This window comes from Enterococcus sp. DIV0187, assembly GCF_051713785.1.
Lineage (GTDB): Bacteria > Bacillota > Bacilli > Lactobacillales > Enterococcaceae > Enterococcus_A > Enterococcus_A avium.
Genome location: NZ_JBIOQO010000001.1, coordinates 3,015,745 through 3,038,414, shown reverse-complemented (window position 1 = coordinate 3,038,414; position 22,670 = coordinate 3,015,745). Strand labels below are relative to the sequence as shown.

The window sequence follows — 22,670 nt, the reverse complement described above, 5'->3', positions numbered from 1 at the left end:
AGTTTCCTCTTCTCTACTGTTTATTTTTAGGTTCTTCTATGGCCTCAACTCAGGATACATCATCACCAAATTCTCCGCAGTCTGCGCTACTTGAGTATTAGTCACATTCCCTGCATTTGCTGCTAATATCTCTTCATCTGGAATGGACGCTAAAACATCTTCATCCAGTCCTTGATTTTGTTTCATAAGATTTCGAACCAGTTCCGCTCTTTCATGATCTGATGGCGTATTTTCTCCGGTGGCCGAAGTGGTTTGTCCTTCAACATTGACCAAGCTAGTATCTAAATAGTTTTTTGATACTACGATCCATCCTTTATCAGGCATACTTAAGAAGTAACCAGACTCTTCAAGAAAGCCATCGGAATTGATTCTAAACGAATCCAATGTATCTATTTGTTCGTGAGTTGCTTCTACTGACGCATACAGTAAACCGTCCTCTTTCGTTTCTAAAATAATTTCGAATTTCGGGTCATTAAACGGATCTATGTTCTTTCGTTTGATCCAAATGGATGCTATCCATCTTTTTACTTGTTCTTCGCTTAGATTCTTTGTGTCAACTTCCGTAGTTTCTACTGCTTTGTTAGAAGAGCTGGAAGTTGTCATTTCTGTGGAGGTTGGTGTTTCTTCAATCGAGCTTGAGTTTTTCGCACTAAAAGAATCCTCTTCTTTCTTAGTGGATGAATGACTCTCTGAGCTATTAGCGCTTTGCTTATTGTTGTCCTCACAACTAGCAAGTAAAAAAGAAGATGATACAACCAAAAATAGTGATAGAACTCTTTTCATAAATAATCTCCTTTTGAAAAAGTATTAAACGAAACAATTCTTTAAATACAGTCATTTGAATTATTATCTTAGACATATTTTAACAGATTCAGTGTACTCGTTTTAGGGATTATGGCAATCTTCAAATGGTTTTTCAATTTTTTCTAGAATGGATGCTGTAGAGAGAATAGCTTTAAGATCCTCCATAGACTTTAACTCCCTCGTTACATAGATTGTCACTTTATCAGGTTGTTTCTCTCCCAAGAACAAATCCTCGCTTTTTATATTCAATCGTAGTAGAATCGGTTCAACTTATTAAAAGTAAGTAAATTTAAAGAGTATGAAGGAGGTCATCTTCATGAAAAAAATCGGCTTTTTGAGTTTTGGTCATTGGATGGACCAAGGTTCACTTGTTAAAACGGCGCAGGATTCTTATCTGCAATCGATTGATCTAGCGGTGGAAGCGGAAAAGATCGGAATCGATGGTGCGTATTACCGCGTGCATCATTTTGCGGATCAAATTGGCTCCCCTTTCCCATTATTATCAGCGATCGGTGCGAAAACCAGCAAGATTGAGATTGGGACTGGTTTGATTGATATGCGTTATGAAAATCCTTATATGATGGCAGAAAATGCTGGACTTACAGATATTATTACTCAAGGAAGAGTGCAATTAGGCGTGGGCCGTGGTTCACCTGAGCAGGTTCTTGATGGTTGGAAATATTTCGGCTACGACTACAGCGAAGAAGAAATCAAGGATATTACCCGTGAACGGACACTGGAATTTTTAAAATTAATCGAAGGCGAACGTTTCGCTGAACAAAATCCGCAGCCAATGTTCCCGCAAGCACCTGGAAAATTACGCTTGGAGCCTTATTCAGAAGGCTTACGCCATCGAATTTGGTGGGGTGCTGGTTCGACTCAGACTGCCGTTTGGGCAGCGCAGCATGGAATGAACCTGCAATCGTCAACGTTGGTAAACTACGAAACCAACGAACCCTTCCATATCCAACAAGCTAAACAGCTGCGGGCATACAAGGAAGCTTGGAAAACAGCTGGTCACGACTTCGAGCCACGAACATTAGTCACCCGTTCAATCCAACCGATTACTACAGATATGGATCGTCAGCTATTCGGTCATCAAGGCGATGATGCGAAATACGATCAAGTCGGTTTCTTGGCTTATCATCAAAATCCTACAATCTTTGGGAAAACCTTTGCGGGTGAACCAGATAAGATCGTTAAGGAATTAGCTGAGGACGAAGCGATCAAAGAAGCGGATACGGTGTTAGTTACGATCCCGAACACCTTGGGAGTAGATTACAATATGCACTTACTTGAAACGATTGTAAAAGATGTCGCCCCTGATTTAGGCTGGAGATAAATATACTATTAGAAACAGGAGCAAATCTAATTTTTCAGATTTGCTCCTGTTTTAAGGTTTTAGTATTTATTTTACAATCAATACAGATCCAATATGAACTATCTTATAAGTCTTGTAGGATTGGTCTGAATAATTAAAGGTCATCTGAAAATCCTGACTGAAGTGCGGAACGTTATTTAGAGTTGACTATAGAGCGTTAATTAAATGCAAAAATAAATACAGATACAACCTATTCGTTTTCACCAAACAAATTTGTTACGATATCGTCAACACAGAGGTATACTTGTACATAGAACGACTATATTTAGGAGGTTTTCTTAATGGAACAGTTAAAGCTAAACAATGGTCAAACGATTCCTCAATTGGGCCTAGGTGTTTTTAAAGTTCAAGATGCAGATGACTTGAAACGTTCAGTAGCCGCTGCATTAAAAGAAGGCTATCGTCACTTTGATACGGCAGCGATCTATCACAATGAAGCATGGCTCGGTGAAGCACTGGCTGAGAGTGATGTAAAGCGTGAAGACCTGTACATCACTTCAAAAGTTTGGAACAGCAATAGGACTTACGATGAAACAATCGCAGCTTTCCACGAATCTTTGAAGAAATTGCAAACAGATTACTTGGATCTTTACTTGATCCACTGGCCAAGTGACGGCTACAACGAAAAATGGCGAGCAATGGAAGATTTATACAACGATGGCTTGATCAAATCCATCGGGGTTTCTAATTTTGAAAAACCACATTTAGAAAAATTATTAACGACGGCAAAAGTAAAACCCGCTGTTGACCAAATCGAAACTCATCCTTACTTCCAGCAAAAGGAATTAAATAAGTATTTGAGAAGCTTGGATATCGCTCACGAAGCTTGGGGCCCGCTTGGTCAAGGCAAGAGCAATGTTTTAGACGATCCAACGTTAGTGAAAATCGCTGAAGCTCACAATAAATCAGTTGCTCAAATCATTCTGCGCTGGCACTTGCAACGAGAAATCATTGTAATTCCAAAATCGGTTCACGCAGAACGGATTGCGCAAAATATCAATGTCTTTGACTTCACATTAACAGATGAAGAAATGAGCCTCATCGCAGCGATCGATAAAAACCAACGCGGTTCTGGTGACCCTAATGATGAAGAATTTTTGAAAAATTCAATGAGCAGAGACTAGTCTTCTCTATTTTTAACCCGCAGTCTCTTTGACTGCGGATTTTTTGCTTGATTAACTGGCGATAGGCTTCACTTATGTTAGGATTGTTAATAAGAAAACAACAGGATTTTTTAGAGTGATACTCGCGCTGTGACTATAGAAGGCCAGGATCAATTCAGGAACCCGTTCAGATCTTAAAACCACTTTTCAAGAAAGAAGGTGTCATATGCGCTTTTCTACATTATTTGTCGGATATAGCTGTGTTTTAGGCTTGTTGGTGGGAATCATGTCCGCTGTATTTTTATCATTCACAAACCTTATGATAGACGTTGTATGGACAACTATTCCAGAAACCTTATCGATCCCCTTTTATCCGATACTTGTTGGATTAATTGGCGGCTGCTTGGTTGGTCTTATTCAAACTAAAATTGGACGATACCCGACAACTATGCATGAAACATTAAGTGAATTCAAACAAAAGAAGCGGGTAACCTACAAAAAGCAAATAGGCAAAAATTTCTTGTCAGCAATCATCGTCTTGATGTTTGGTGCCAGCCTAGGACCCGAAGCCGCACTTGCTGGAATTATGGGGGGCTTGATCACTTGGATGGGTGACCGACTAAAGCTAACTCTACAACGCAAAGAAGAACTATTAGAATTAGGTATTGGAACAATGTTAGCCGCTATTTTTCGCGCACCGTTGGCTGGTGTCAGTGAAGTATTTGAGCAAAATAATCCGCCAACAGGTAATGATAAAGTAAAAAAAACGATCCTCTATGCACTTAGTACAGGCTTCGGACTTTTAGGATTCCTTTTTATTAAACGATTATTTCCAGAAGAAAGTATTTTTTCACTGCATTTCCCCAAAAATATTTCTTGGAAATGGCAGGCAATAGTCTTCTCCCCTGTTAGTTGGTTGATCGGTGGTTTATTCGGTCTTCTCTTTTTGGAACTTGAGAAGCTGACTGACCGTCTGGCTGCAAAAATTGATAATCTAGTTATTTCTGCATTGATTGCCGGACTCTGTATCGGGATATTTGCTTTGTGGTCGCCGTATTTTCTATTTTCTGGTGAACAGCAGCTATTGCCCCTTTCCAAACAGGCACTTCAGCTCTCCTTCATCAATCTATTGTTATTGGGAATCGGAAAGGCTTTTTTGACGAATCTTTGCTTTTCCTTTGGTTGGCGAGGTGGTAAGATTTTTCCGGCAATCTTTTCTAGCACTGCAATCGGCTTTGCTGTAGTCCGATTGATTCCTTATACACCAGGCTTAATCGTGGGTGTAGCTGTGGCAGCTAGTACCACTATTATTCTCCGCCAGCCTTATGTATGTGCCGCGTTATTGCTTTTCTTATTTCCAATTCAATTTTTCCCTTTTATTCTTATCAGCTGTCTTGGTATGAAACGCTTTGAAGAATATCTCCGAGCTAAAAGAAAATAATCAGTCAGGAGCTGATCAAAAGTCTTTGGACTTTCGGATTAGCTCCTATTCACGAATAAACGGCAGCGCCATTCCGGTCCAACGATTTTTCTCAAATTCTCTAGAGCAGCCTAGTTTTTTATGGGCTGTTTTTTTGTTGTGTCATCATTATCTCGCAGCTGATAAAGAACATACCTACAACAAAATTATTGAACAGCTCCCTCGCTAAAAATATGAAAATCGTTCTCTCTCATTAACCGCATTAGTTATACCACCTCTTCTTTATTTTCACGAGGACAAGAGACATAAAAAGAAAATAAATAAATAAAATTGTCATCCACGCACCAAAACTAAACCAAATATCGGAGAAAACCCACCGAATTAGCATGGAAAATGATGGAAATCAAATAATTTCCATTTGAATTATTTATATAACTATCTTTTTGTCAAAATTATTCAATACACCGAAACAGGACATTTTCATTTTTCTTTCTAACTATTCCTCTCAGATACCTATCAAATCGAGATATTTTACAGTATTTATCCTCAATATTTATAACAATGAACGACACAGTTTTATTTTTCGTTTTAATAAAAAATGCTGTCGTCGTTAAGGGGCATAAAATGGAAAAAAGCCTAAAAAATCTGTCACGGAGTAATAAATAAACAATTTATAATGAAGATAAGACGTTGTTATTTTTTAGTATTCACTATCACTAATTAAATAAATTATTTGTCAATAAATGGAAGGAGTGGCTCTATAAGGAATAAATAAGATCTGATGTCAAAAACAGAAGGGAGAAATGGGAAGAAGATGAAAAAACTTAGCGGAAAAATAATGAATAAACTGATGTTAGTCTTAGCGCTTTCCAACTTCGCCGCACAACCGATTGCGGCCTTTGCAAGCGAAGAGACAACAGCAACAAATGAAATAAGTGAAGTTATTGATACAATGCCAAGTGAAGAGCAAACAGACGCGGAGATGTCCGTAGATGAATACTTAGCACAAAACGATTATACGTTTAGCGACAATGGAAAGCTGAAATCAACGAATGGCACCGATGTTCGTGAAGATTTAAAAGAAGTTCTTGGCGTGCTTGAGGAAAGATACGGCTATCGAACTTCCTCGCTTACCAGAGGAGCGAGTGATGTCTATATCGATGCTGACTATAATATCAAATCCGTCAGCTGGGTATATTCCAATGGCGAAGAAGGATCACGCTGGTTTTCAAAACATGATAACGACGGAGAGCGCTTATGGTGTATCGAACCTGGTGCACCCCTTTATGCGGGAGAAAATTCAGGATTTACCCTTGGAGAAGACACTTCAACGAAACTTCAACGTATTTCGTTAGCTGCTTACTTTGGCTACGAAAAGCAAAAATCGGTTGAAAACGCCTTTTACACTGAAAAGTATACTCAAGAGCTGGCGACTGGAATTGGTCTAAAATCGGTTTCTGACTCTGAAGGTCATGTAAGCTTAGCTGGCTATAATAAATTCAAGACCGAAATTGAAGAAAAGATTCGTCCTTTCTACACAAAACCGAGTTTCGCAGGTCAAAACATCAAGATCGATGTTGGGCAGACACTGACGTTAACAGATACAAACAAGAGTTTATCCGCGTATAAGCTTGTGTCGAAACCCGCGGAGATGGATGTGAAAAAGAATGGCAATGTGTTGACGATTACCGCCAATGAAGCCACAAATGTCAGCGAGCTTAAGTTCGCCTTTGATATTGATAGCGATTATGTTGGGGCAACCGTTGTCTATAAGCATAGCACGCTGCAAAATGTGGTTCGAGGAAGAGTCTATAATCCAACGCAATTTTCACTTAACGCAGTCGTTGAACCGGATGTGAAAACCGCCGCAACCGATGAAGAAGATGGTGACAAGAATCTCTCGCCAGAAGAACAAGTAACGATTGTCGATCATGTGGACTACAAGAATCTCTACACAGACGGTCGTGAATACACGGTTAAAGGAAAATTGATGGATAAAGAAACAGGTGAGCCGTTACTAGTGGATGGTCAAGAAGTGACTGCCGAAAAGACCTTTGTTCCAGAAAAACCAGATGGAACGATTCCTTTATCATTCACCTTCAAGGCTTCCGCTTTGGCTGGAAAAACCGTTGTCGTATTTGAAGATTTATTGACGGATAATATTCAAGTGGCTACTCATAGTGATCTTACTGATGAAGGTCAAACGGTCGAGTTCGATGATCCAAAAATCGGAACAACCGCAACGAACCAGACGGATGGGTCAAAATTAGTCGACCCTGAGAAGAAAGTAACCTTCGTAGATACTGTTGCTTATTCTAATCTGCAAATCGGCAAGAAGTATAAGGTATCCGGTGTGTTGATGGATAAAGCAAGCGGTCAGCCTTTGATGGTCGATGGAGAAACAGTCACCGCGGAAACAGAATTCACAGCAGAAGCAGCCGATGGCACGGTTGAAGTCGTCTTTGAATTCGATGCTTCTTCAGTCGCAGGCGATTTAGTGGTTTTCGAAACGCTTGAGCGTCAACACTCTGTAGATGGTAAGTATCGTTTTGTTACAGAACATAAAGATTTGGACGATGAAGGGCAAACGATCAAAGTAACTGATCCAAAAATCGGCACGCAGGCAACTAACGCAAATGATGGCACACAAATTGTGGAACCGTTGAAAGAAATCACAATCAACGATGAGGTCTCTTACGAAAATCTGATTGAGGGAAAAGTTTATACTGTTACTGGAACATTGATGGACAAGTCAACTGGTGAACCATTATTAGTCGATAATAAAAAAGTCACGGCTTCAACGACCTTTATTGCTGGCGTTGGCGAGGTCTCTAAAGAGGAAGCTGTCGATGCTGATGAAGTCCCAATAAATCTGGTCAGCGGGAAAGTAAATGTTACCTTCACCTTTGCTGGCGTGAAGCTGCACAATAAGGAAGTCGTGGTTTTTGAGTCACTTACTCGAAATGAGACAGAAGTTGCTGTTCATGCCGATATCAATGATGAAAAACAAACCATCAAATTCACCGATCCAAAAATCGGTACAAATGCAACCAATGCCAACGATGGAACGAAGCTTTTTGATCCAACTGAAAAAGTAACGCTAAACGATGAAGTGTCTTACGAGAATCTGATTGAGGGCCAAGTCTATACAGTCACTGGTATTTTGATGGATAAGAAAACAGGACGTCCATTATCAGCGAATGGAAAAACCCTTACTGCCTCAACGACCTTCATTGCCGGTGTCGGAGAAGTGTCAAAAGATAAAGCTAAGGATACTGTAACTGAAAAGAAAAATCTGGTCAGCGGAAAAGTGTCTGTCGTCTTTACCTTTAATGGAGGAAATCTGCAAGGACGAGAAATCGTCGTCTTTGAATCACTGCTAAGAGAAGACTTCGAAATTGCCACACATGCGGATATCAACGATGGAAAACAAACGGTGAAATTTATCAATCCATTAATTCCTTCTGATAAATCGAATACTTATTTATCAAAGAAACTTCCTAGCTCAAGTACCAGCGTGATTAGTTCTGACTCAAGCCTACCACAAACAGGCTCTAGTAAATCAGGATATCTCACGATTATCGGTTTGGTCTTAGCAGCATTCGCTTTTGCTATCTACTATCGTAGGAAAAAAGTAAGCTAACGAATAAAACAGGTTCTGAAATCCCTTCAGAACCTGTTTTTTTATTTTTTGACTGGTCTTACATATTTCCAAAAGCGTTCTGGATCATGATAAAAATAGATTACTCGCCCTGGCGTAGTGTCATAGTGATAGTCAGTGGACGAAAAGTCAAAGCTTGCCATTGCTTGCTCTACTTTTTCCTCGACACTGCGATTTTCCTGTTCGTAATCAAACGGACCATGTTCAAAAACAAGATACTCTGCTTCTGGAACATCCACCATCAGCATTTGTTCTGGCACCTTTCCCTGATAATCAGCAGGTAAACGAGCACCGTAGCATTCCGATCGCAAAAAGCCCCAGTCACAAAGGCGCCCTTCTAAATCGCTGATATACGCCATCACTTGGCCGCTGCTGCTGTCAGGTTTATGACCGCCATTATCATCTAGTTTTCCTTTGATACTGTCCAATAAGCCGCTGATCGTATCACAATCCTGTCCGGGAATCTGACCTTGCTTCTCCCAAAAATCCCAATAGCCATTACTCTGATTATTTTTGATATAAAGAAACTTATGGGCTGGAATCGTCACAAAATACGTCTTGATATCATCACTAGATTTCACCATGCCGATCTCTCCTAATCCTAAAAAGTAGCGGTCAAAAGAACTGATTCTGGTTCGAAGTACCACCGGCTTTGGCTCCCTGCGATACTCACTGGGAGCGACCCCATACATCATTTTAAATGCGCGGGTAAAGGCTTCATGAGAGGAAAAACCATAATCAAAGGCGATATCCAATAAGCTTTTCTGCTTGTCGCGAACTTCCTTTAACGCAAAAGCTAATTTTCTCTGACGCAAATAATCACGAAAGGACATCCCAGAAATTTCCTTAAATTTCCGCGTCGCGTAAAATTCAGAGTAGCCCATTTTGCGAGCAAGCCTCCGCAGTGTCAATGCTTCATCATTGTAGCCTTCGATACAGTAATCAATCTCCTCGACAATCTGTTGGATCTGCCGCTGCCATTCATACATTCTTCCACCACCCTGTCTTTAGTATAGAAATCAGGAAAGCTTGTCGCTTGATTTGACTTGCGGTGTTAATAAACAATCTTTACTTTGTCATTCATGATCTGCTTTGTTCGTTCGATAAAATACTCACGGGACAAATCCTGCCCTTGATTGACATGGATCATATGCTGATTGGCTAACTCGTTTGTATAATCCTTTAGCGCATAGGTTTTGTACGTTTGATAATTGTCGCCAATATACGTAATGGTCGGCCAAAATTCGACCTGTTCGATCTTGACATCTTTCTGCTTTTTATTGTAATCAATCGTCCAGCGGCCCATACCGCCCAGCATACGATCATTTTCTGCTTGAGAAGAAATGAAGTTTCCTAAAGAATACATTACCAACGTTTGATTCCCTGATTTTCCTGTCAGATAATCCATCGGCTGAATCACATGGGGATGTCCCCCGACAATTACATCCACGCCAGCATCGCTTAATACCTGTGCTAAATGCGTTTGCTCTTCATTCGGAGTAAATTGATATTCTTCTCCCCAGTGCATACTGACGATTTGCACATCACTTTCCTTCGTTAATTCCTCCATATCCTTTTTGATTTGTTCCTCATCAATCAGATTAACGAGATAGTCTTTGCCCTCTGGCAGGGGAATCCCATTCAAGCCAAAAGTGTAGGACATAAATCCGACATTGACACCCTTGATCTTTTTGATCTGCAATCGTTTTGCCTCAGGTGATTTTTGTGACCCTGTCACAGTGATATCAGGATATTTTTCCAAATACTCTAATTGTTTGATGATCCCTTCCTCGCCTTTGTCCATGGTATGATTGCTCGCCGCAGACAACCAATTGTAGCCCGCCTGATGCAGCGAATCTAAAACCTGCGTCGGACCATTAAAAGTCGGGTATCCTGACAATCCTAACTCTTCTCCTGCACAAATCGTTTCCAAATTAATATAGGAAACATCTCGATCCTCGTTCAAATAGCGTGTTGGTTCATACATCTCATCAAAACGATAGGTGCCTTCGGGCTGTCTGAGATGATCATAGATATAATCATGGATCAAATTATCCCCTACCGCAGAGAAGGTCAGCTTTACCCTATTACTTGTTTTGGGTTTCGATGCCTCTGAAGTTTTATTTCTCGTCTCGTTTTCCGCTTCTTTGCTCCCGCACCCTCCGAGAATGACTAACACCAGCAAACTAATTTTTAAAAAGCGCTTCATAATCTGGTTCCTCTCCCTTTTAGCCTTTACAACGAACAAATGACTCCCTCAACATTACACAGTTCTTTTAACTAAAATTTTACGGCAAATGACTCGATAGATAAACTTTTTTATTAAAAAAAGAAATAATGAAAATGATTTTCTCTTCTGTTTATTCAGCTTCTTTTTGAATCTAGCAGAATATTTTTTCCGTTAAACGATTGCTGATTCATTTCATTTATCATAAGATTAGCCCGTAAGCATTTTCTTTCAATTCATTAATGGAGGCAGACTTGTGAAAAAAATCATCTATTTTTCTTTTGGTGCGATCACATGTGCACTAGGAACTTTGGGAATCTTCCTGCCCTTTTTGCCAACGACCGTTTTTTACTTGCTGACGGCCTTCTTTTGGCTGCGCAGTTCAGATAAATATTACAACAAATTCATTCAATCCTCTTTTTATCAACGAACTGTGGATGAGCCGATCCTCAAAAAGAAAATCACCAACGCTGGGATGGTCAAAATGTTTTTAATGATCCTTGTAGTCTTTCTAATCCCAGGATTATTAGTGGATAATACACTGATGCGAATTTGTTTAGCGGTGCTATACCTCGCTCACGTCATCGGATTGACCTGGTATCTGCGGGGGAAAAAAGATACAGTAAAAATGAGCGATTCAAGTGATTAAGCGACCCGCTGCCTTAGAAATAGACGTTATTCTTTTTGGGAGGATATAAAGAGCGATACACATTTAAAAATAAAACAGATAAAAAGGCTGCTCAAAACCCAAACTACAAGCCTGAAGCACCTTTTATCTACAGTCTGACAAGAAGATCGGTTTCTTCTTGTTTTTTTGTCTTTATGTTATTTCCTTTGCTTCCCTTATCTTGTGAAACATTCTTAAAATATCAAGTGTTCTTAAAAGACAAAATGACAGACGTTTTCTATACTAGGTAGGAAATAAAAATAAGTGAATGAATGTTTATATTCAAATGAATTGACTCACAATTATAACTGATGAGTCTTATTTTTTGCTTAATATAGTCTATTCGTTCATAAAAATTAGACTTTCGCAGGAGGAATATCATGAGAAAAAAAGTCTTCTTAGTCTTTGGAACAAGACCGGAAGCGATAAAAATGGCGCCTTTGGCCAAACAATTGACTGCGGATGGACGCTTCATCGTAAAAGTAGTCGTTACGGGACAACATCGAGAAATGCTTGATCAGGTTTTGCAGACCTTTGGAATCATTCCTGACTATGATTTAAATATTATGCAGCAAGGACAAACCTTAAACGAAATTACCAGTCGTGTCATGGAAAAATTGACCGCTATTTTACAAAAAGATCGTCCTGATATTTTATTGGTTCACGGAGATACTACAACAACCTTTTCAGCAGCCTTGAGTGCTTTTTACCAGCAGATTCCAATCGGTCATGTCGAAGCTGGCCTGCGAACGTGGGACAAATACTCGCCTTTTCCAGAAGAAATGAATCGGCAATTAACCGATAGTCTAACCGATCTTTATTTCGCACCAACACTCAAAAGCAAAGAGAATCTGATCAAGGAAAATCATTCGGAAAAGCATATCTATGTCACGGGAAACACCGCTATTGATGCAATGAAGAATACATTAGATGACCATTACGAAATTCCAGTTGAAATTTCAAAAGGTCAGAAACGGATCGTCTTAATCACGATGCATCGGCGCGAGAATCAAGGCGCACCAATGTATTCTGTGTTCGAGGCGATCCATAAATCTGCCTATGACTATCCGGATACTCAATTTATTTTTCCAATGCACAAAAATCCAGCAGTACGAAAGGCGGCAAAAGAACTATTGGGCGAAGCAGAAAACATTTCGTTGATCGAACCTTTAGATGTAGTTGATTTTCATAACTATGCTAAACAAAGCTACTTGATTTTGACGGATTCCGGCGGGGTTCAAGAAGAGGCTCCTTCATTAGGGGTTCCCGTCCTAGTCTTGCGTGACCAAACAGAGCGGCCGGAAGGAGTTGCAGCAGGCACGCTCAGATTGGTTGGAACAAAAACGCAAGCTGTTTACGAAACTATCAGAGAATTATTTGAGGATTCCGCTGCCTACGAGAAAATGGCAAAAGCCAGCAATCCTTATGGTGACGGAAAAGCCAGTCTGCGAATCACTGAAGCAATCGCTCATTATTTTCAATTAGCAGACCGCCCAGAAGATTTCAGCCTTCAAGGAGAACAATGATATGAACTATTTACGAAGAATTCGAATCGAGTGGATGTCGATCTTACTAGCCGCTGTCTTCTTGATTCAAAATTTAATTTTAGATGATCGTTTTGGATTTGTTCCTGTTGTAACCCTCTCCCTTTTAGCCTTTTTAGGGCTATTGGTAGGCTTTTTAGGCAATACGATTACCGTCGCAGTTTTTTCTATGCTGGTAATTTCTACAGGAATCTTTCTTTTGTATTACACTCCGATCCTAATGCCAAATCTGCAAAAAGTCTATTTGATCATTGTCATTCCAGTCTTTGCTGTTTTGGGTCTGATGGCGAAAAACAGCGTGCTGTTCAATCAACGCATGAATGCCTTCCAGCCAAGAATGCGCCATTATTTGACGACCCTGAATGAAACGACAGGCTTGTACAATAAAGGAGAATTCGAATCACGCTTTGAAAAATTTAAATGTGCCATGAATTTGTATGCTAAAACTGGCCGTGGTTTGGTTGTCTCCTTTTATACTGTTGACTTCATTGAACAGCTAAAGTATCAAAATGATCAGGCGACAGATCAATTATTACAGGCGTTGGCCCAAGAATTAGTTGATATTCGACTACCTGAAGAAGATCAATTTTATTTAGGAAATGGAACCTTCGTTGTCATGTCTCCAATTTATCAATCAGGTGACAGCCTTGAGTTCATCCAAGAATTGAATAAGATTACCAAGATACAACTCTCATTATTTCCTTTCAAAAATGCGGAGCGCTCACAAAATACGATCATTCGTTTTGGTGAGATTGTCATTGAGGGCTCTACAGAGTTGACCGCCGAGCAAGTAATCAGTCGCGTACAACGTCGCTCTGAGGCTGATTTGACCGATGAATACATTTTATAAGGAGGAAAAACAGATGGATCAATTACTCAATTATTTCTTTGAAGCGAGCAAGATTGTCACGGGGATTTTCTTAGTTGCCGCGATTGTCTTATTTTTCTGCTTATTGATCATCAAGGACCGAATTTGGCGTTACTTTAGGAGGCGGGATTACTAATGAGTACGATTTTATTAATGTTTGGGGTCATCTCAATCTGGTGCTCGCTGCTTATTACCTTGGTCATTCTATTTGGAGCTGTTTATTTCTTACTAAAAAATATTCGTCCACCGAAAAATCAATTAGAGCCCCTCAGCTCCTACCCGCTGATCACAATTGTGGTTCCAGCACATAATGAGGAGATTGTCATCCAAGATACCGTAAAGGCGATTTTGAGTATGAATTATCCTCGAGAAAAAATGGAAATCCTAGTATTTGCGGATAATTGTGACGATGAAACTTATGATCGAGTTCATACCATCTTTCAGCAGCCAGAGTACGAGGGTTACTATTTAACTAAAGTAATCGACCGTAGAGGAACTGGAGGAAAAGCCGGTGTCTTGAACGATTCCTTAAAAATCGCCCATGGGGAATACCTCTGTGTCTATGATGCAGACGCCATGCCAGAGCAAAATGCGCTCCATTTCTTAGTGGAACGAGCTTTGGAAGACCCAGACCGTTACGGAGCGGTCTTTGGCAGAAATAAAACAAGAAATTATAAACGTAACTTTTTGACCCGTTGTATTAATTTGGAAATTGTCACTAGCCAACGAATTATCCATACAGGCTTATGGCAATTATTTAAAATTGGACAGATCCCCGGTACTAATTTTATTATTCAAACGGAGATGATCCGGGAAATGGGCGGTTGGGACAATGGCGCCTTGACTGAGGACACCGCATTAAGCTTTAAAATCATGAAGCGCGGCAAATTGATCGCTTTGGCTCCACGTTCCGAGGCCTTCCAGCAAGAACCAGAGACCTTGTCCGTTTATTATCGACAACGGAAACGTTGGGCTAAGGGAAATTACGAGGTTATCGTAAGCAATCTCAAGGATATCTTCGGCGGCTCCAACTGGCGCATCCGTTTACAAAGTATCTATTATTTCAATACATTCTTTTGGTTTACAACGGCGATTATTCTATCGAATATCATGTTTGTCGCCAACCTAGTTGCAATGCTTCTGCATATTTGGTTTCCTTCGGTCAATGCGATTTTTACCTTTGGCGGAAGCAATCGGCAGATCGGCGCTCTTTTACTGGTGAACTGGGCTTTAATGTTTGCGATCTACTTGCTGCAAATTCAGTTGGCCTTATCTAGTCAGTTTGGGCAGGCGACCGCCGCGAATTTCTTTTATGCCATTGCATCTTACTTTACCTATTCCCTGCTATTCATAGGCATTTCCATCGTCTCATTTTTTTCCTATATAGGAGATAAAATATTTCAACGTGATAGCAGCACTTGGTATAAAACAAAACGTTTCGATAATTAGGAGGCAATTTTATGCGCAGACGTCCTGCGATTATGTGGTCACTATTGGCATTGCTTTTTTGGGGCTATATCGCAATGGTACTATTTAATATAAACGACAATCAGAAAAAATTAGAGAAGTCAGCTTATCAGCAATGGCACTCTACTTATGTGAAGAAAAGCTCTGTAGGGACCTTTGTCAAAACAAATCCCAAGGAAGAAATCGATATCTCACTGTCTGAAGGACATGGCTATGGCATGCTGATTACCATGGAGGCTGTAAAACGTGGTTGGGCTTCTGAAAAAGATTTCAATAAATTGTACCAATACTACAAGAATTTTCAAATCAGTAAAGATAATCCGCTAATGAGCTGGCAGCAAACATATGAAGCAAATAAACCAATAAAAAAAGAAGCGACGAATGCTACAGATGGCGATCTGGATATTGCTTATGCTTTGATCGAAGCAAGCAAACAGTGGCCCAATAGCCAAACGGACTATAAAGCCGCAGCGAAAAAACTGCTTTTAGGAATAAAAGCGAGAAACTATAATTCTACTAACAAATTATTAACTGTCGGTGATTGGGCCACAAAGGATTCTGACTCCTATAACTTGATTCGACCATCGGATATTGTTCCCAGCTATTTTGATACCTTCGCGGCATTTAGTGGTGATAATTTCTGGCGAACACTTAAGGAAAGTTCAGTAAAGACACTGGAAAATTTAAGTAATCAGCACAAAACCGGATTACTTCCAGACTTTGCTTGGGTAGAAAAAGACACGGTCACTCAGGCAAAAAAAAATCAAATCGCTGGAGCTAATGATGGCAATTATGGCGCCAATGCCTGTCGAATCCCTTGGCGACTTGCTAGCTCGAATAACAAAGATGTCAATCAAGTTTTAAGCAAGATGATGAACTTCTTCTTAGAAAAAAACACGATTAATGAAGGCTACACTCTATCAGGGAAGGCCTTATCATCAAACCAATCCAAAAGCTTTTCGGCACCAATTCTTTACGCCGCAAACCAAAAGGAAGCCTATGGCAACCTGATGAATTCACAAGGCTGGGTAATAACCGATGGGCTTTCTGGCGAGGATTACTACGGTGATACCTTAACAACACTGATAACTCTGCAAATGAACCCAAAATAAAGACAGGAAGAGGCGCCTCTTCCTGTCTTTTCTTCATCGAAAAATCTCAAAATCATACAAAAGATTCTTTAGGTTTTGAACATCCCATGGCAACAGCTCCGCGATGGTCAATCCAACGATCTCGCTTTGCTCTGCAATAGCTTCCATGGTCTCCTTCACTTCTAATAAGGACATCTTTCCGGCTGCAGCAGAATACTCTGTGATTCCAGGTTCTGAAAAATACAACATCCGAAATTCATTAGGATCTAACACATCCAGGTCAAAATGAATAACTACTTTGGTAAACTGTTGTTTTTTTAGCCAAGCCTGGATCTCTTTAGGTGCGATCCGCGCTTGATCTTGCACCTGATAATCTATTCCCAATCCTTCCAAAATCGCTTTTTCATCTGGGCTAGGAGTTTGAAGCCCAACATATAAAATATCCTTGGCCGCAAACGGATGCTGAACCTTCTCTGCTAGTACAGGATCACCAGCCTTCAACAAATTTCCCAAAACCATTGCATGTTCATTGTAAAAAACATCCGGCGTTGAAATATCTGGATGAGCGTCGAGCCAAATAATCCCTAATCGCTCCCCATATTTTCCATGCAGGTAATCAAAAGGCGCCTGCGAAACTAGACAATCGCCACCTAAAGTGATTATTTTATCAGGCTTCTCCTCTTGAATGATCGCCATTGTCTGGTCCACATTCTCAGCCACAATACTTTGAGCTGTCACACCATTTTCTCTTATCAACGGTACTTCATATTCAGGAATAGGAACATTGATTTCTTTGTGCTCCAAATTTTTAGGCACCAAAAACGAAAGCAAATCTGAACCAAGTGAATAGGTTGGATTATTTCCACCCTGCCATTGAGGAACTTTTAAACGGATTGTTTTAATCAATGGTTTCTCTCCTCTACCTTTTTTATTTTCTCTTGCTTTCATCTTACCTTTTAACGCTCCGCTGGTTCAAATCAGACCGCTTACTTTCCATATTCTCCAACTAAATGACCATATTGTAGAATGTGACCCTCCATTGCAGTCAATAGTTCTTTTTTCCTAGAAGATGCAGGTAATTCCAACGTTTTATCCAAGACAAAGATATGATATTTGTAACGATGGCTGCCAAATGGCGGCTTGGGTCCGCGATAGAGATGTTTCCCATAGCCCATTCCTTGCACAGCATTATTCAACGCAGCTACTTGTTCTCCTTGCGGTATTTCCGCTGGAATCGTATCCATCACCGGAAGATTCCAAATCAGCCAATGATTATAAACTCCGGCTAGGGGATGATCAATGTCATCCATAATTATCGCTAAAGAAACAGCTCGTTCATCCAGCTCAGAAAGATGCAGTTCCGGAGAACTATCCTTTCCATTTCCAGTGTAATCAACCGGAATCGTGCCACTCGCTTTAAATGCCGGACTTGTTACCGTCAATTTAGGAACATTTTCAATTACAAAATCCTTTTGACGAATAACCGCCAAAAGAATCATTACTAAAATAAGCAAGACAGCAAGGATACTCACTAGCATTTTTCGGCTCCTTCTCATTAATTTTCTTCCCTTAACGTCCGCCGAATTCGACTCAAAGATACTGGCGTCACACCAATGTAAGAAGCAATATGAGCATGACTGACGCGCTGATCAATATCTGGAATCTCAGCCTTCATTTTCACATAGCGTTCCGTGGCGCTTTCCGTTAATAAGGCCGTCTCTCGGACTAATTTAACGCGCAGAGTTTCTTCCAGAATGCCGATATAAACTTGGCTCAATGAAGAAGCTTCCAGCATCAGCTTTTGAACCTGCGCATAATCAAAACATACCAATCGACACGGTTCTACTGCCTCGAAATTACACATGACTCGTCCGCTAAACACCACATGCTGCGTGCTGAAAACCTGGCCTGTTTCTAAAAATTGATGAGTTATATCATTGCCCTGATAATCCAAATAATACTTGCGGATCAACCCATTCACTAATACATACAGCTTATTTTCCTCATCGCCAGCCGCCACAATTAAGTCCCCAGCAGGAAAATCCACAAACTCTCCTAAATCAATTAACTGTCCAAGAATCTCTTCCTCAATCGGAATTTTGGCATACCGTTTCACCAAGTTCTTGATAATCTGCTCAATTTCCTTCATCGGCCGCTCCTTCGCTTTTTATTTATTGTAACGAAGGAGGAAAGCTCTGTCATTAACATAGGATAAGTGATTGAATTTGTTGTAAAGCTATAAAAATTTTTTAACCCAACTTATCCCATTCCTGTACAAAAGTTACCAATTAGTAACTATAGAACTTTAAAGTACGTACTATACAAAAATAGACTTGCCAAATGTACTAGCTTCAGGAAACGATAAGGAGGCTTTCACATGATTCATTCATTATCAGATAAAGTACCATTTAACAACGGAACAAAAATTCCCGGATTGGGTTTAGGCGTTTTTCAAATTTCTGACGAAGATACCCCTGAGGTCGTTAAAAATGGGATCATCAATGGCTATCGATTAATCGATACCGCTCAAATTTATGGAAATGAAGTTGGAACAGGAATCGGTATCAAAGAAGGCTTGGCCGCAACAGAACTAAGCCGCGAAGAGTTATTTGTCACATCAAAGGTTTGGAACAATCATTTAACCTATGACGAAACAATCAAAGCCTTCGAAGAAACACTGAACCGTTTAGCTTTAGATTATCTTGATCTATACTTGATCCATTGGCCAGGCAAAAATGCCTTCAAAGAATCTTGGCAGGCTTTAGAAGACTTATATGCAGCTGGAAAAATCAAAGCGATTGGTGTCAGCAATTTTGAAATCCATCATTTAGAAGAATTGCTGTCCTTCGCAAAAATCGTTCCCGTAGTCAATCAAGTAGAGTTGCATCCAAAATTAACCCAACAACCACTTCGGGATTTCTGTAAAAAGCATGACATTAAAATCCAAGCATGGTCTCCATTGATGCAAGGAAAGATTCTAAATGAGTCAGTCGTTAAAGCGATTGCTGAAAAGCATCAAAAAACACCTGCCCAAATCGTCCTACGCTGGGATATCCAGCAAGATATCTTGCTCGTTGTAAAATCCGTGCATGAACAACGGATGCAAAGCAATGCGGATATCTTTGATTTTGCATTGGATACCATCGATATGGAACGCTTAAACAAACTGAATGAAGCCTTGCGGAGCGGTCCAGATCCAGATGCATTTGATTTTTAATAGACAAAAGCTGCTTCAAGCTCGTAATTTTCGAGTTTGGAACAGCTTTTGACTTATTTTTTACCTACAATGAATAAATACATTCCTTCTGCTGGTACTAATTGTTGGATAATCGGCAATTGCAGTTTTTCCAAACTTTCCTTCATTACATGTGACGGAATTCGATGCCCACCATTGGCATGCATAGTTTCTGATTCAAACTCTAAAATAACAAACTGTCCATCCTGCTTAATAATGCGCGCCAACTCCTTCAACGCCACCTCAAACGGATGAACCTCATGAATCATCACCGAAACGAGCGCAATATCGACTGAGCTGTCTGGCAAGTCGATTGCTTTAATATCACCACTCATACTTGTGATATTTGTCAGCCGTGCGTTCCTTGCTCGTTCTTGGATCAATTCCAGCATTTTTTGTGATTGGTCAAAAGCGATCACCTTTTCGGCCTGTTTTGCTAACGGTAGGGTCAAAAATCCCGTTCCAGCCCCGCCATCAAAGACCGTTTTCCCAGCTAGTTCTGGCAAATAACCGATGATTGCTTCAGCTGACAATTGCTGCTTGCGCTTTTCACTATCTAAAGCTGCGACAATTCGTTTGAAATTTTCTTCATTGTCTAAATTGTGATGTTCGTGAGTATGGTGTGACATTTTCATCATCCTTTTCCATTTTATATTATAGATATTTTATATCGCTAATTATTCTAAAAATGAAGCATCAAACTTCATTTAAAGCGCAGATAGCTGGCTGAGCTTCATCGAGTCAAAATATTCCCACATTTTATCTTCACCCTCGTTGATAACTTTACTGATTGGACAACTATGCTGATTGTTAGCCAAACAGCTGACTTCATCGGGAAAGCCATCGATTGCATGAATGACATCCAAAAAAGAAATTTCCACTGAATTCTTTTTTAAACGATAACCGCCTTTTACCCCTGAAACCGATGAAATCAAATTTGCCTTTGCTAATTGGGTTAAAATTTTTGATAAATAAGAAGGTGAAACCTCAAATTTGTCCGCTAAGTCATGAATACTCAAATTACTATCTATCTGATCCTTTTGAGCAAAATAGACCATGACATGCAGTCCCATATTTGCGGCTTTGGTAAACTTCATAACATTTCCCTCCATTTCTTATTAGAGATATTATTTATCTATAATATAAGTGTATGATTTATTTGTCAAGTATAAATGAAAGAACGAGGGTGTGTAAAAGTAATTGACACACCTCGTTCCTATGTTTAGTCAAAAAAAAATTTACTTTGTGTTTACTGATTAATGAATCTAAAAGTTGGTAGACAAAATCTTAGTTTTATTTAAGCTATTCAAAAAATAATCAAGTGAAGTCTTCCAACAGATCCACTATTTCCGTTCTTGATTCTGCTGCCAAAAGGTATTTGCGGAATTTTTCGTCCATTAATTTACGTGATAATGAAGACAAAATCGTGAGGTGCAGATTGTCTTCTGCTTGTTTTGGAATCAAGATTACTAAGACAAATTTTACATCATTATCATCTAAGGTTTCCCACTCAATTTCGGCATCATTTCGCAATATAATGATCGAAGGAAGCTTGACCGCCTCATTTTGCGTGTGAGGAATCGCAAATCCATCGATCATTCCTGTACTTACTTGAGCTTCACGCTGAAAGAGTCCTTCAACGACTCTTACTGGATTAGTAATTCGATCCTGGTGGAAGGCTATGGAAGCCGCTTGTTCAAAAATTTCTTGTTTAGAACGACAGGTTTGCCGTAAATCGATTAATTCTTTTACAATCAGTACCATGCTATCCCTCCGCTGCCATCATTTTTGTGTAAGAACGTTTCTTAAAATAGCCTAGTAGCAGACCGCTGACGATCGCGCCAATAATGATCGAAAGTACCCACAGATGCGCTTTTTCAACGACAGGAATCACAATGAAGCCACCATGGGGGGCCGGATCTTGAACGCCGAACATATAGGTTAAGGAAGCACCGATCGCTCCGCCTAACATCATGGATGGCATATTTCTCAACGGATCTTTTGCCACAAAAGGAATCGCACCTTCTGTAATATGGGTGCAACCTAATAAAATATTTACAATACCTGAGCTGAATTCTTCTTCGTCATAATATTTTTTAAAGCCCAAAACCGCGATTCCGGTCGCTAAAGGTGGAACGATACACGCAGCTGAAACACCGGCGATCATATACTGATTGCCCTCAGCCAGCAGAGCCAGCGCTGTTACATAAGCGGCTTTATTGAAGGGACCGCCATAATCGATACAGCACATAACACCAACTAATGTACCTAAAACGATCGGACTGGAATCTTGGAAGCCAGCAATAAATCCGGTCAATCCACTATTTAGCGCTTCGATTGGTTCGGCTAACAAGAGCATGATCATGCCGGTTATAAACACCGCGCAAACGGGCAGTAAGAAAATCGCCTTTAATCCATCTAAAATCTTCGGTAGCTTTTTGAATGCTTGACTTAAAAAGTAAACAACATATCCGCCTAAGAAGCCGGCAAAAATCCCGCCGATAAAACCAGTTCCGCTAGTATCCGCGATCATCCCGCCAATGAAACCGGCGACTAGACCTGGGGTACTGCTGATACTCATCCCGATATATGCGGCAAAGATCGGAACCATTAAGCCCATCCCCACACCGCCAATCGTTTTGATCATGGTAGCGATTTCATTATATTGTGCATTTGTAGGGTCAGCACTATAGATTCCCCATAGGAACGACATCCCAGTTAAGAAACCGCCAGCTACTACGAACGGTAACATATGGGAGATTCCGTTCATCAAATGTTTGTACATCGCACTGCCTAAAGATAATTTTCCTGAAGAGCTTGCTTTTGGTTTTGTAGCTTTCTTCACATTCACAGTCGCAGCTTTATCACCACCAATAATATGACCGCCGCCATTCAATGCTTCTTCTATTAGTTTATCTGCATCTTTGATACCTTGTGTTACCGACGCTTCAACTACTCTTTTGCCGACGAAACGATCCATTCCGACATCTTTATCAGCCGCAATAATGACCGCATCCGCTCCCGCTATCTCTTCATCTGTCAACCCGTTCTCAACACCGATCTGCCCATGAGTCTCTACTTTGATCGAAATGTTTCTAGCCCTCGCTGCCATTTCCAGTGCTTCTTGAGCCATATACGTATGTGCGATTCCCACAGGACAACCAGTCGCCGCGATAATTTTTACCATTTTTTTCGCCTCTTT

Annotated in this window: 21 protein-coding genes; 11 read left to right on the top strand and 10 right to left on the bottom strand. The window is 40.2% G+C overall.

Going from position 1 to position 22,670, the window contains the following annotated elements; all coding sequences use genetic code 11:
• Positions 1-36: 36 nt before the first annotated feature.
• Entirely contained in the window at positions 37-783 is a 747-nt protein-coding gene (locus tag IGI52_RS14890) for a hypothetical protein (protein WP_311871618.1), read from the bottom strand.
• 337 nt (positions 784-1,120) lie between these two features.
• Here IGI52_RS14890 and IGI52_RS14885 point away from each other — a divergent pair, with 337 nt between their 5' ends.
• From IGI52_RS14885 to IGI52_RS14870, 4 genes are all read left to right on the top strand, one after another.
• On the top strand, positions 1,121-2,146 hold the full coding sequence (locus IGI52_RS14885) for an LLM class flavin-dependent oxidoreductase (RefSeq protein ID WP_016181713.1): 1,026 nt from the start codon (positions 1,121-1,123) through the stop codon (positions 2,144-2,146).
• 320 nt (positions 2,147-2,466) lie between these two features.
• Entirely contained in the window at positions 2,467-3,309 is an 843-nt protein-coding gene (locus IGI52_RS14880) for an aldo/keto reductase (RefSeq protein WP_311871619.1), read from the top strand.
• A gap of 205 nt (positions 3,310-3,514) precedes the next feature.
• Positions 3,515-4,729 (top strand): chloride channel protein, encoded by a 1,215-nt coding sequence (locus IGI52_RS14875; RefSeq protein ID WP_311871620.1) that lies wholly within the window; start codon positions 3,515-3,517, stop codon positions 4,727-4,729.
• 760 nt (positions 4,730-5,489) lie between these two features.
• Positions 5,490-8,351: a VaFE repeat-containing surface-anchored protein gene (locus IGI52_RS14870; RefSeq protein ID WP_438781641.1), complete on the top strand. Its 2,862-nt coding sequence runs from the start codon at positions 5,490-5,492 to the stop codon at positions 8,349-8,351.
• 41 nt (positions 8,352-8,392) lie between these two features.
• Here IGI52_RS14870 and IGI52_RS14865 read toward each other — a convergent pair whose 3' ends face one another.
• Together IGI52_RS14865 and IGI52_RS14860 are read right to left on the bottom strand one after the other, a co-directional pair.
• Positions 8,393-9,358: a helix-turn-helix transcriptional regulator gene (locus IGI52_RS14865; protein WP_311871622.1), complete on the bottom strand. Its 966-nt coding sequence runs from the start codon at positions 9,356-9,358 to the stop codon at positions 8,393-8,395.
• Positions 9,359-9,423: 65 nt separating this feature from the next.
• Positions 9,424-10,578 (bottom strand): CapA family protein, encoded by a 1,155-nt coding sequence (locus tag IGI52_RS14860; protein WP_311871624.1) that lies wholly within the window; start codon positions 10,576-10,578, stop codon positions 9,424-9,426.
• A 274-nt stretch (positions 10,579-10,852) separates the two neighbouring features.
• On the opposite strand from IGI52_RS14860, the gene IGI52_RS14855 reads away from it, so the two are divergent.
• From IGI52_RS14855 to IGI52_RS14830, 6 genes are all read left to right on the top strand, one after another.
• Complete coding sequence (locus tag IGI52_RS14855) at positions 10,853-11,245, top strand: YbaN family protein (protein WP_311871626.1); 393 nt, start codon at positions 10,853-10,855, stop codon at positions 11,243-11,245.
• Between the two features lie 398 nt (positions 11,246-11,643).
• Positions 11,644-12,789 carry a non-hydrolyzing UDP-N-acetylglucosamine 2-epimerase gene (wecB, locus tag IGI52_RS14850; RefSeq protein WP_311871627.1) on the top strand — a complete coding sequence of 382 codons (1,146 nt, stop codon included), beginning with the start codon at positions 11,644-11,646 and terminating at the stop codon, positions 12,787-12,789.
• A 1-nt stretch (position 12,790) separates the two neighbouring features.
• Positions 12,791-13,657, top strand: coding sequence for a GGDEF domain-containing protein (locus IGI52_RS14845; protein WP_311922516.1), 867 nt, complete (start codon positions 12,791-12,793; stop codon positions 13,655-13,657).
• Positions 13,658-13,670: 13 nt separating this feature from the next.
• The gene (locus IGI52_RS14840) at positions 13,671-13,811 is read left to right on the top strand and encodes a hypothetical protein (protein WP_164872404.1); all 141 of its coding nucleotides are present in this window, start codon (positions 13,671-13,673) and stop codon (positions 13,809-13,811) included.
• Positions 13,811-15,124: a glycosyltransferase family 2 protein gene (locus tag IGI52_RS14835; RefSeq protein WP_311872494.1), complete on the top strand. Its 1,314-nt coding sequence runs from the start codon at positions 13,811-13,813 to the stop codon at positions 15,122-15,124. The genes IGI52_RS14840 and IGI52_RS14835 overlap by 1 nt, the downstream gene beginning before the upstream one ends.
• Before the next feature lie 11 nt (positions 15,125-15,135).
• Positions 15,136-16,254, top strand: coding sequence for a glycosyl hydrolase family 8 (locus IGI52_RS14830; RefSeq protein ID WP_311872493.1), 1,119 nt, complete (start codon positions 15,136-15,138; stop codon positions 16,252-16,254).
• Between the two features lie 33 nt (positions 16,255-16,287).
• Here the strand turns inward: IGI52_RS14830 and IGI52_RS14825 are convergent, their stop codons facing one another.
• From IGI52_RS14825 to IGI52_RS14815, 3 genes are all read right to left on the bottom strand, one after another.
• Positions 16,288-17,139: an arginase family protein gene (locus tag IGI52_RS14825; RefSeq protein ID WP_311872491.1), complete on the bottom strand. Its 852-nt coding sequence runs from the start codon at positions 17,137-17,139 to the stop codon at positions 16,288-16,290.
• Between the two features lie 80 nt (positions 17,140-17,219).
• A complete protein-coding gene (locus tag IGI52_RS14820) occupies positions 17,220-17,771 on the bottom strand; it encodes a YbhB/YbcL family Raf kinase inhibitor-like protein (protein WP_311872488.1) in 552 nt (183 codons plus the stop codon).
• A 17-nt stretch (positions 17,772-17,788) separates the two neighbouring features.
• Positions 17,789-18,382 carry a Crp/Fnr family transcriptional regulator gene (locus IGI52_RS14815; protein WP_311872485.1) on the bottom strand — a complete coding sequence of 198 codons (594 nt, stop codon included), beginning with the start codon at positions 18,380-18,382 and terminating at the stop codon, positions 17,789-17,791.
• 228 nt (positions 18,383-18,610) lie between these two features.
• Here IGI52_RS14815 and IGI52_RS14810 point away from each other — a divergent pair, with 228 nt between their 5' ends.
• Positions 18,611-19,450: an aldo/keto reductase gene (locus IGI52_RS14810; protein ID WP_311872483.1), complete on the top strand. Its 840-nt coding sequence runs from the start codon at positions 18,611-18,613 to the stop codon at positions 19,448-19,450.
• Positions 19,451-19,503: 53 nt separating this feature from the next.
• On the opposite strand, the gene IGI52_RS14805 is transcribed toward IGI52_RS14810, so the two are convergent.
• From IGI52_RS14805 to IGI52_RS14790, 4 genes are all read right to left on the bottom strand, one after another.
• Entirely contained in the window at positions 19,504-20,097 is a 594-nt protein-coding gene (locus IGI52_RS14805) for a class I SAM-dependent methyltransferase (RefSeq protein WP_311872481.1), read from the bottom strand.
• A 78-nt stretch (positions 20,098-20,175) separates the two neighbouring features.
• Positions 20,176-20,565 (bottom strand): RrF2 family transcriptional regulator, encoded by a 390-nt coding sequence (locus tag IGI52_RS14800; RefSeq protein ID WP_016181734.1) that lies wholly within the window; start codon positions 20,563-20,565, stop codon positions 20,176-20,178.
• A 220-nt stretch (positions 20,566-20,785) separates the two neighbouring features.
• Positions 20,786-21,232, bottom strand: a complete 447-nt coding sequence (locus tag IGI52_RS14795; protein ID WP_216453819.1) for a PTS sugar transporter subunit IIA — start codon at positions 21,230-21,232, stop codon at positions 20,786-20,788.
• A gap of 1 nt (position 21,233) precedes the next feature.
• Positions 21,234-22,655, bottom strand: a complete 1,422-nt coding sequence (locus IGI52_RS14790; protein WP_311872477.1) for a PTS fructose transporter subunit IIC — start codon at positions 22,653-22,655, stop codon at positions 21,234-21,236.
• Between the last annotated feature and the right edge of the window lie 15 nt (positions 22,656-22,670).

Coding starts and splice junctions, on each gene's coding strand:
- IGI52_RS14890 (WP_311871618.1), bottom strand. CDS start 783: ATGAAAAGAGTTCTATCACTATTTTTGGTTGTATCATCTTCTTTTTTA.
- IGI52_RS14885 (WP_016181713.1), top strand. CDS start 1,121: ATGAAAAAAATCGGCTTTTTGAGTTTTGGTCATTGGATGGACCAAGGT.
- IGI52_RS14880 (WP_311871619.1), top strand. CDS start 2,467: ATGGAACAGTTAAAGCTAAACAATGGTCAAACGATTCCTCAATTGGGC.
- IGI52_RS14875 (WP_311871620.1), top strand. CDS start 3,515: ATGCGCTTTTCTACATTATTTGTCGGATATAGCTGTGTTTTAGGCTTG.
- IGI52_RS14870 (WP_438781641.1), top strand. CDS start 5,490: ATGTCAAAAACAGAAGGGAGAAATGGGAAGAAGATGAAAAAACTTAGC.
- IGI52_RS14865 (WP_311871622.1), bottom strand. CDS start 9,358: ATGTATGAATGGCAGCGGCAGATCCAACAGATTGTCGAGGAGATTGAT.
- IGI52_RS14860 (WP_311871624.1), bottom strand. CDS start 10,578: ATGAAGCGCTTTTTAAAAATTAGTTTGCTGGTGTTAGTCATTCTCGGA.
- wecB (WP_311871627.1), top strand. CDS start 11,644: ATGAGAAAAAAAGTCTTCTTAGTCTTTGGAACAAGACCGGAAGCGATA.
- IGI52_RS14845 (WP_311922516.1), top strand. CDS start 12,791: ATGAACTATTTACGAAGAATTCGAATCGAGTGGATGTCGATCTTACTA.
- IGI52_RS14840 (WP_164872404.1), top strand. CDS start 13,671: ATGGATCAATTACTCAATTATTTCTTTGAAGCGAGCAAGATTGTCACG.
- IGI52_RS14835 (WP_311872494.1), top strand. CDS start 13,811: ATGAGTACGATTTTATTAATGTTTGGGGTCATCTCAATCTGGTGCTCG.
- IGI52_RS14830 (WP_311872493.1), top strand. CDS start 15,136: ATGCGCAGACGTCCTGCGATTATGTGGTCACTATTGGCATTGCTTTTT.
- IGI52_RS14820 (WP_311872488.1), bottom strand. CDS start 17,771: ATGCTAGTGAGTATCCTTGCTGTCTTGCTTATTTTAGTAATGATTCTT.
- IGI52_RS14815 (WP_311872485.1), bottom strand. CDS start 18,382: ATGAAGGAAATTGAGCAGATTATCAAGAACTTGGTGAAACGGTATGCC.
- IGI52_RS14810 (WP_311872483.1), top strand. CDS start 18,611: ATGATTCATTCATTATCAGATAAAGTACCATTTAACAACGGAACAAAA.
- IGI52_RS14805 (WP_311872481.1), bottom strand. CDS start 20,097: ATGTCACACCATACTCACGAACATCACAATTTAGACAATGAAGAAAAT.
- IGI52_RS14800 (WP_016181734.1), bottom strand. CDS start 20,565: ATGAAGTTTACCAAAGCCGCAAATATGGGACTGCATGTCATGGTCTAT.
- IGI52_RS14795 (WP_216453819.1), bottom strand. CDS start 21,232: ATGGTACTGATTGTAAAAGAATTAATCGATTTACGGCAAACCTGTCGT.
- IGI52_RS14790 (WP_311872477.1), bottom strand. CDS start 22,655: ATGGTAAAAATTATCGCGGCGACTGGTTGTCCTGTGGGAATCGCACAT.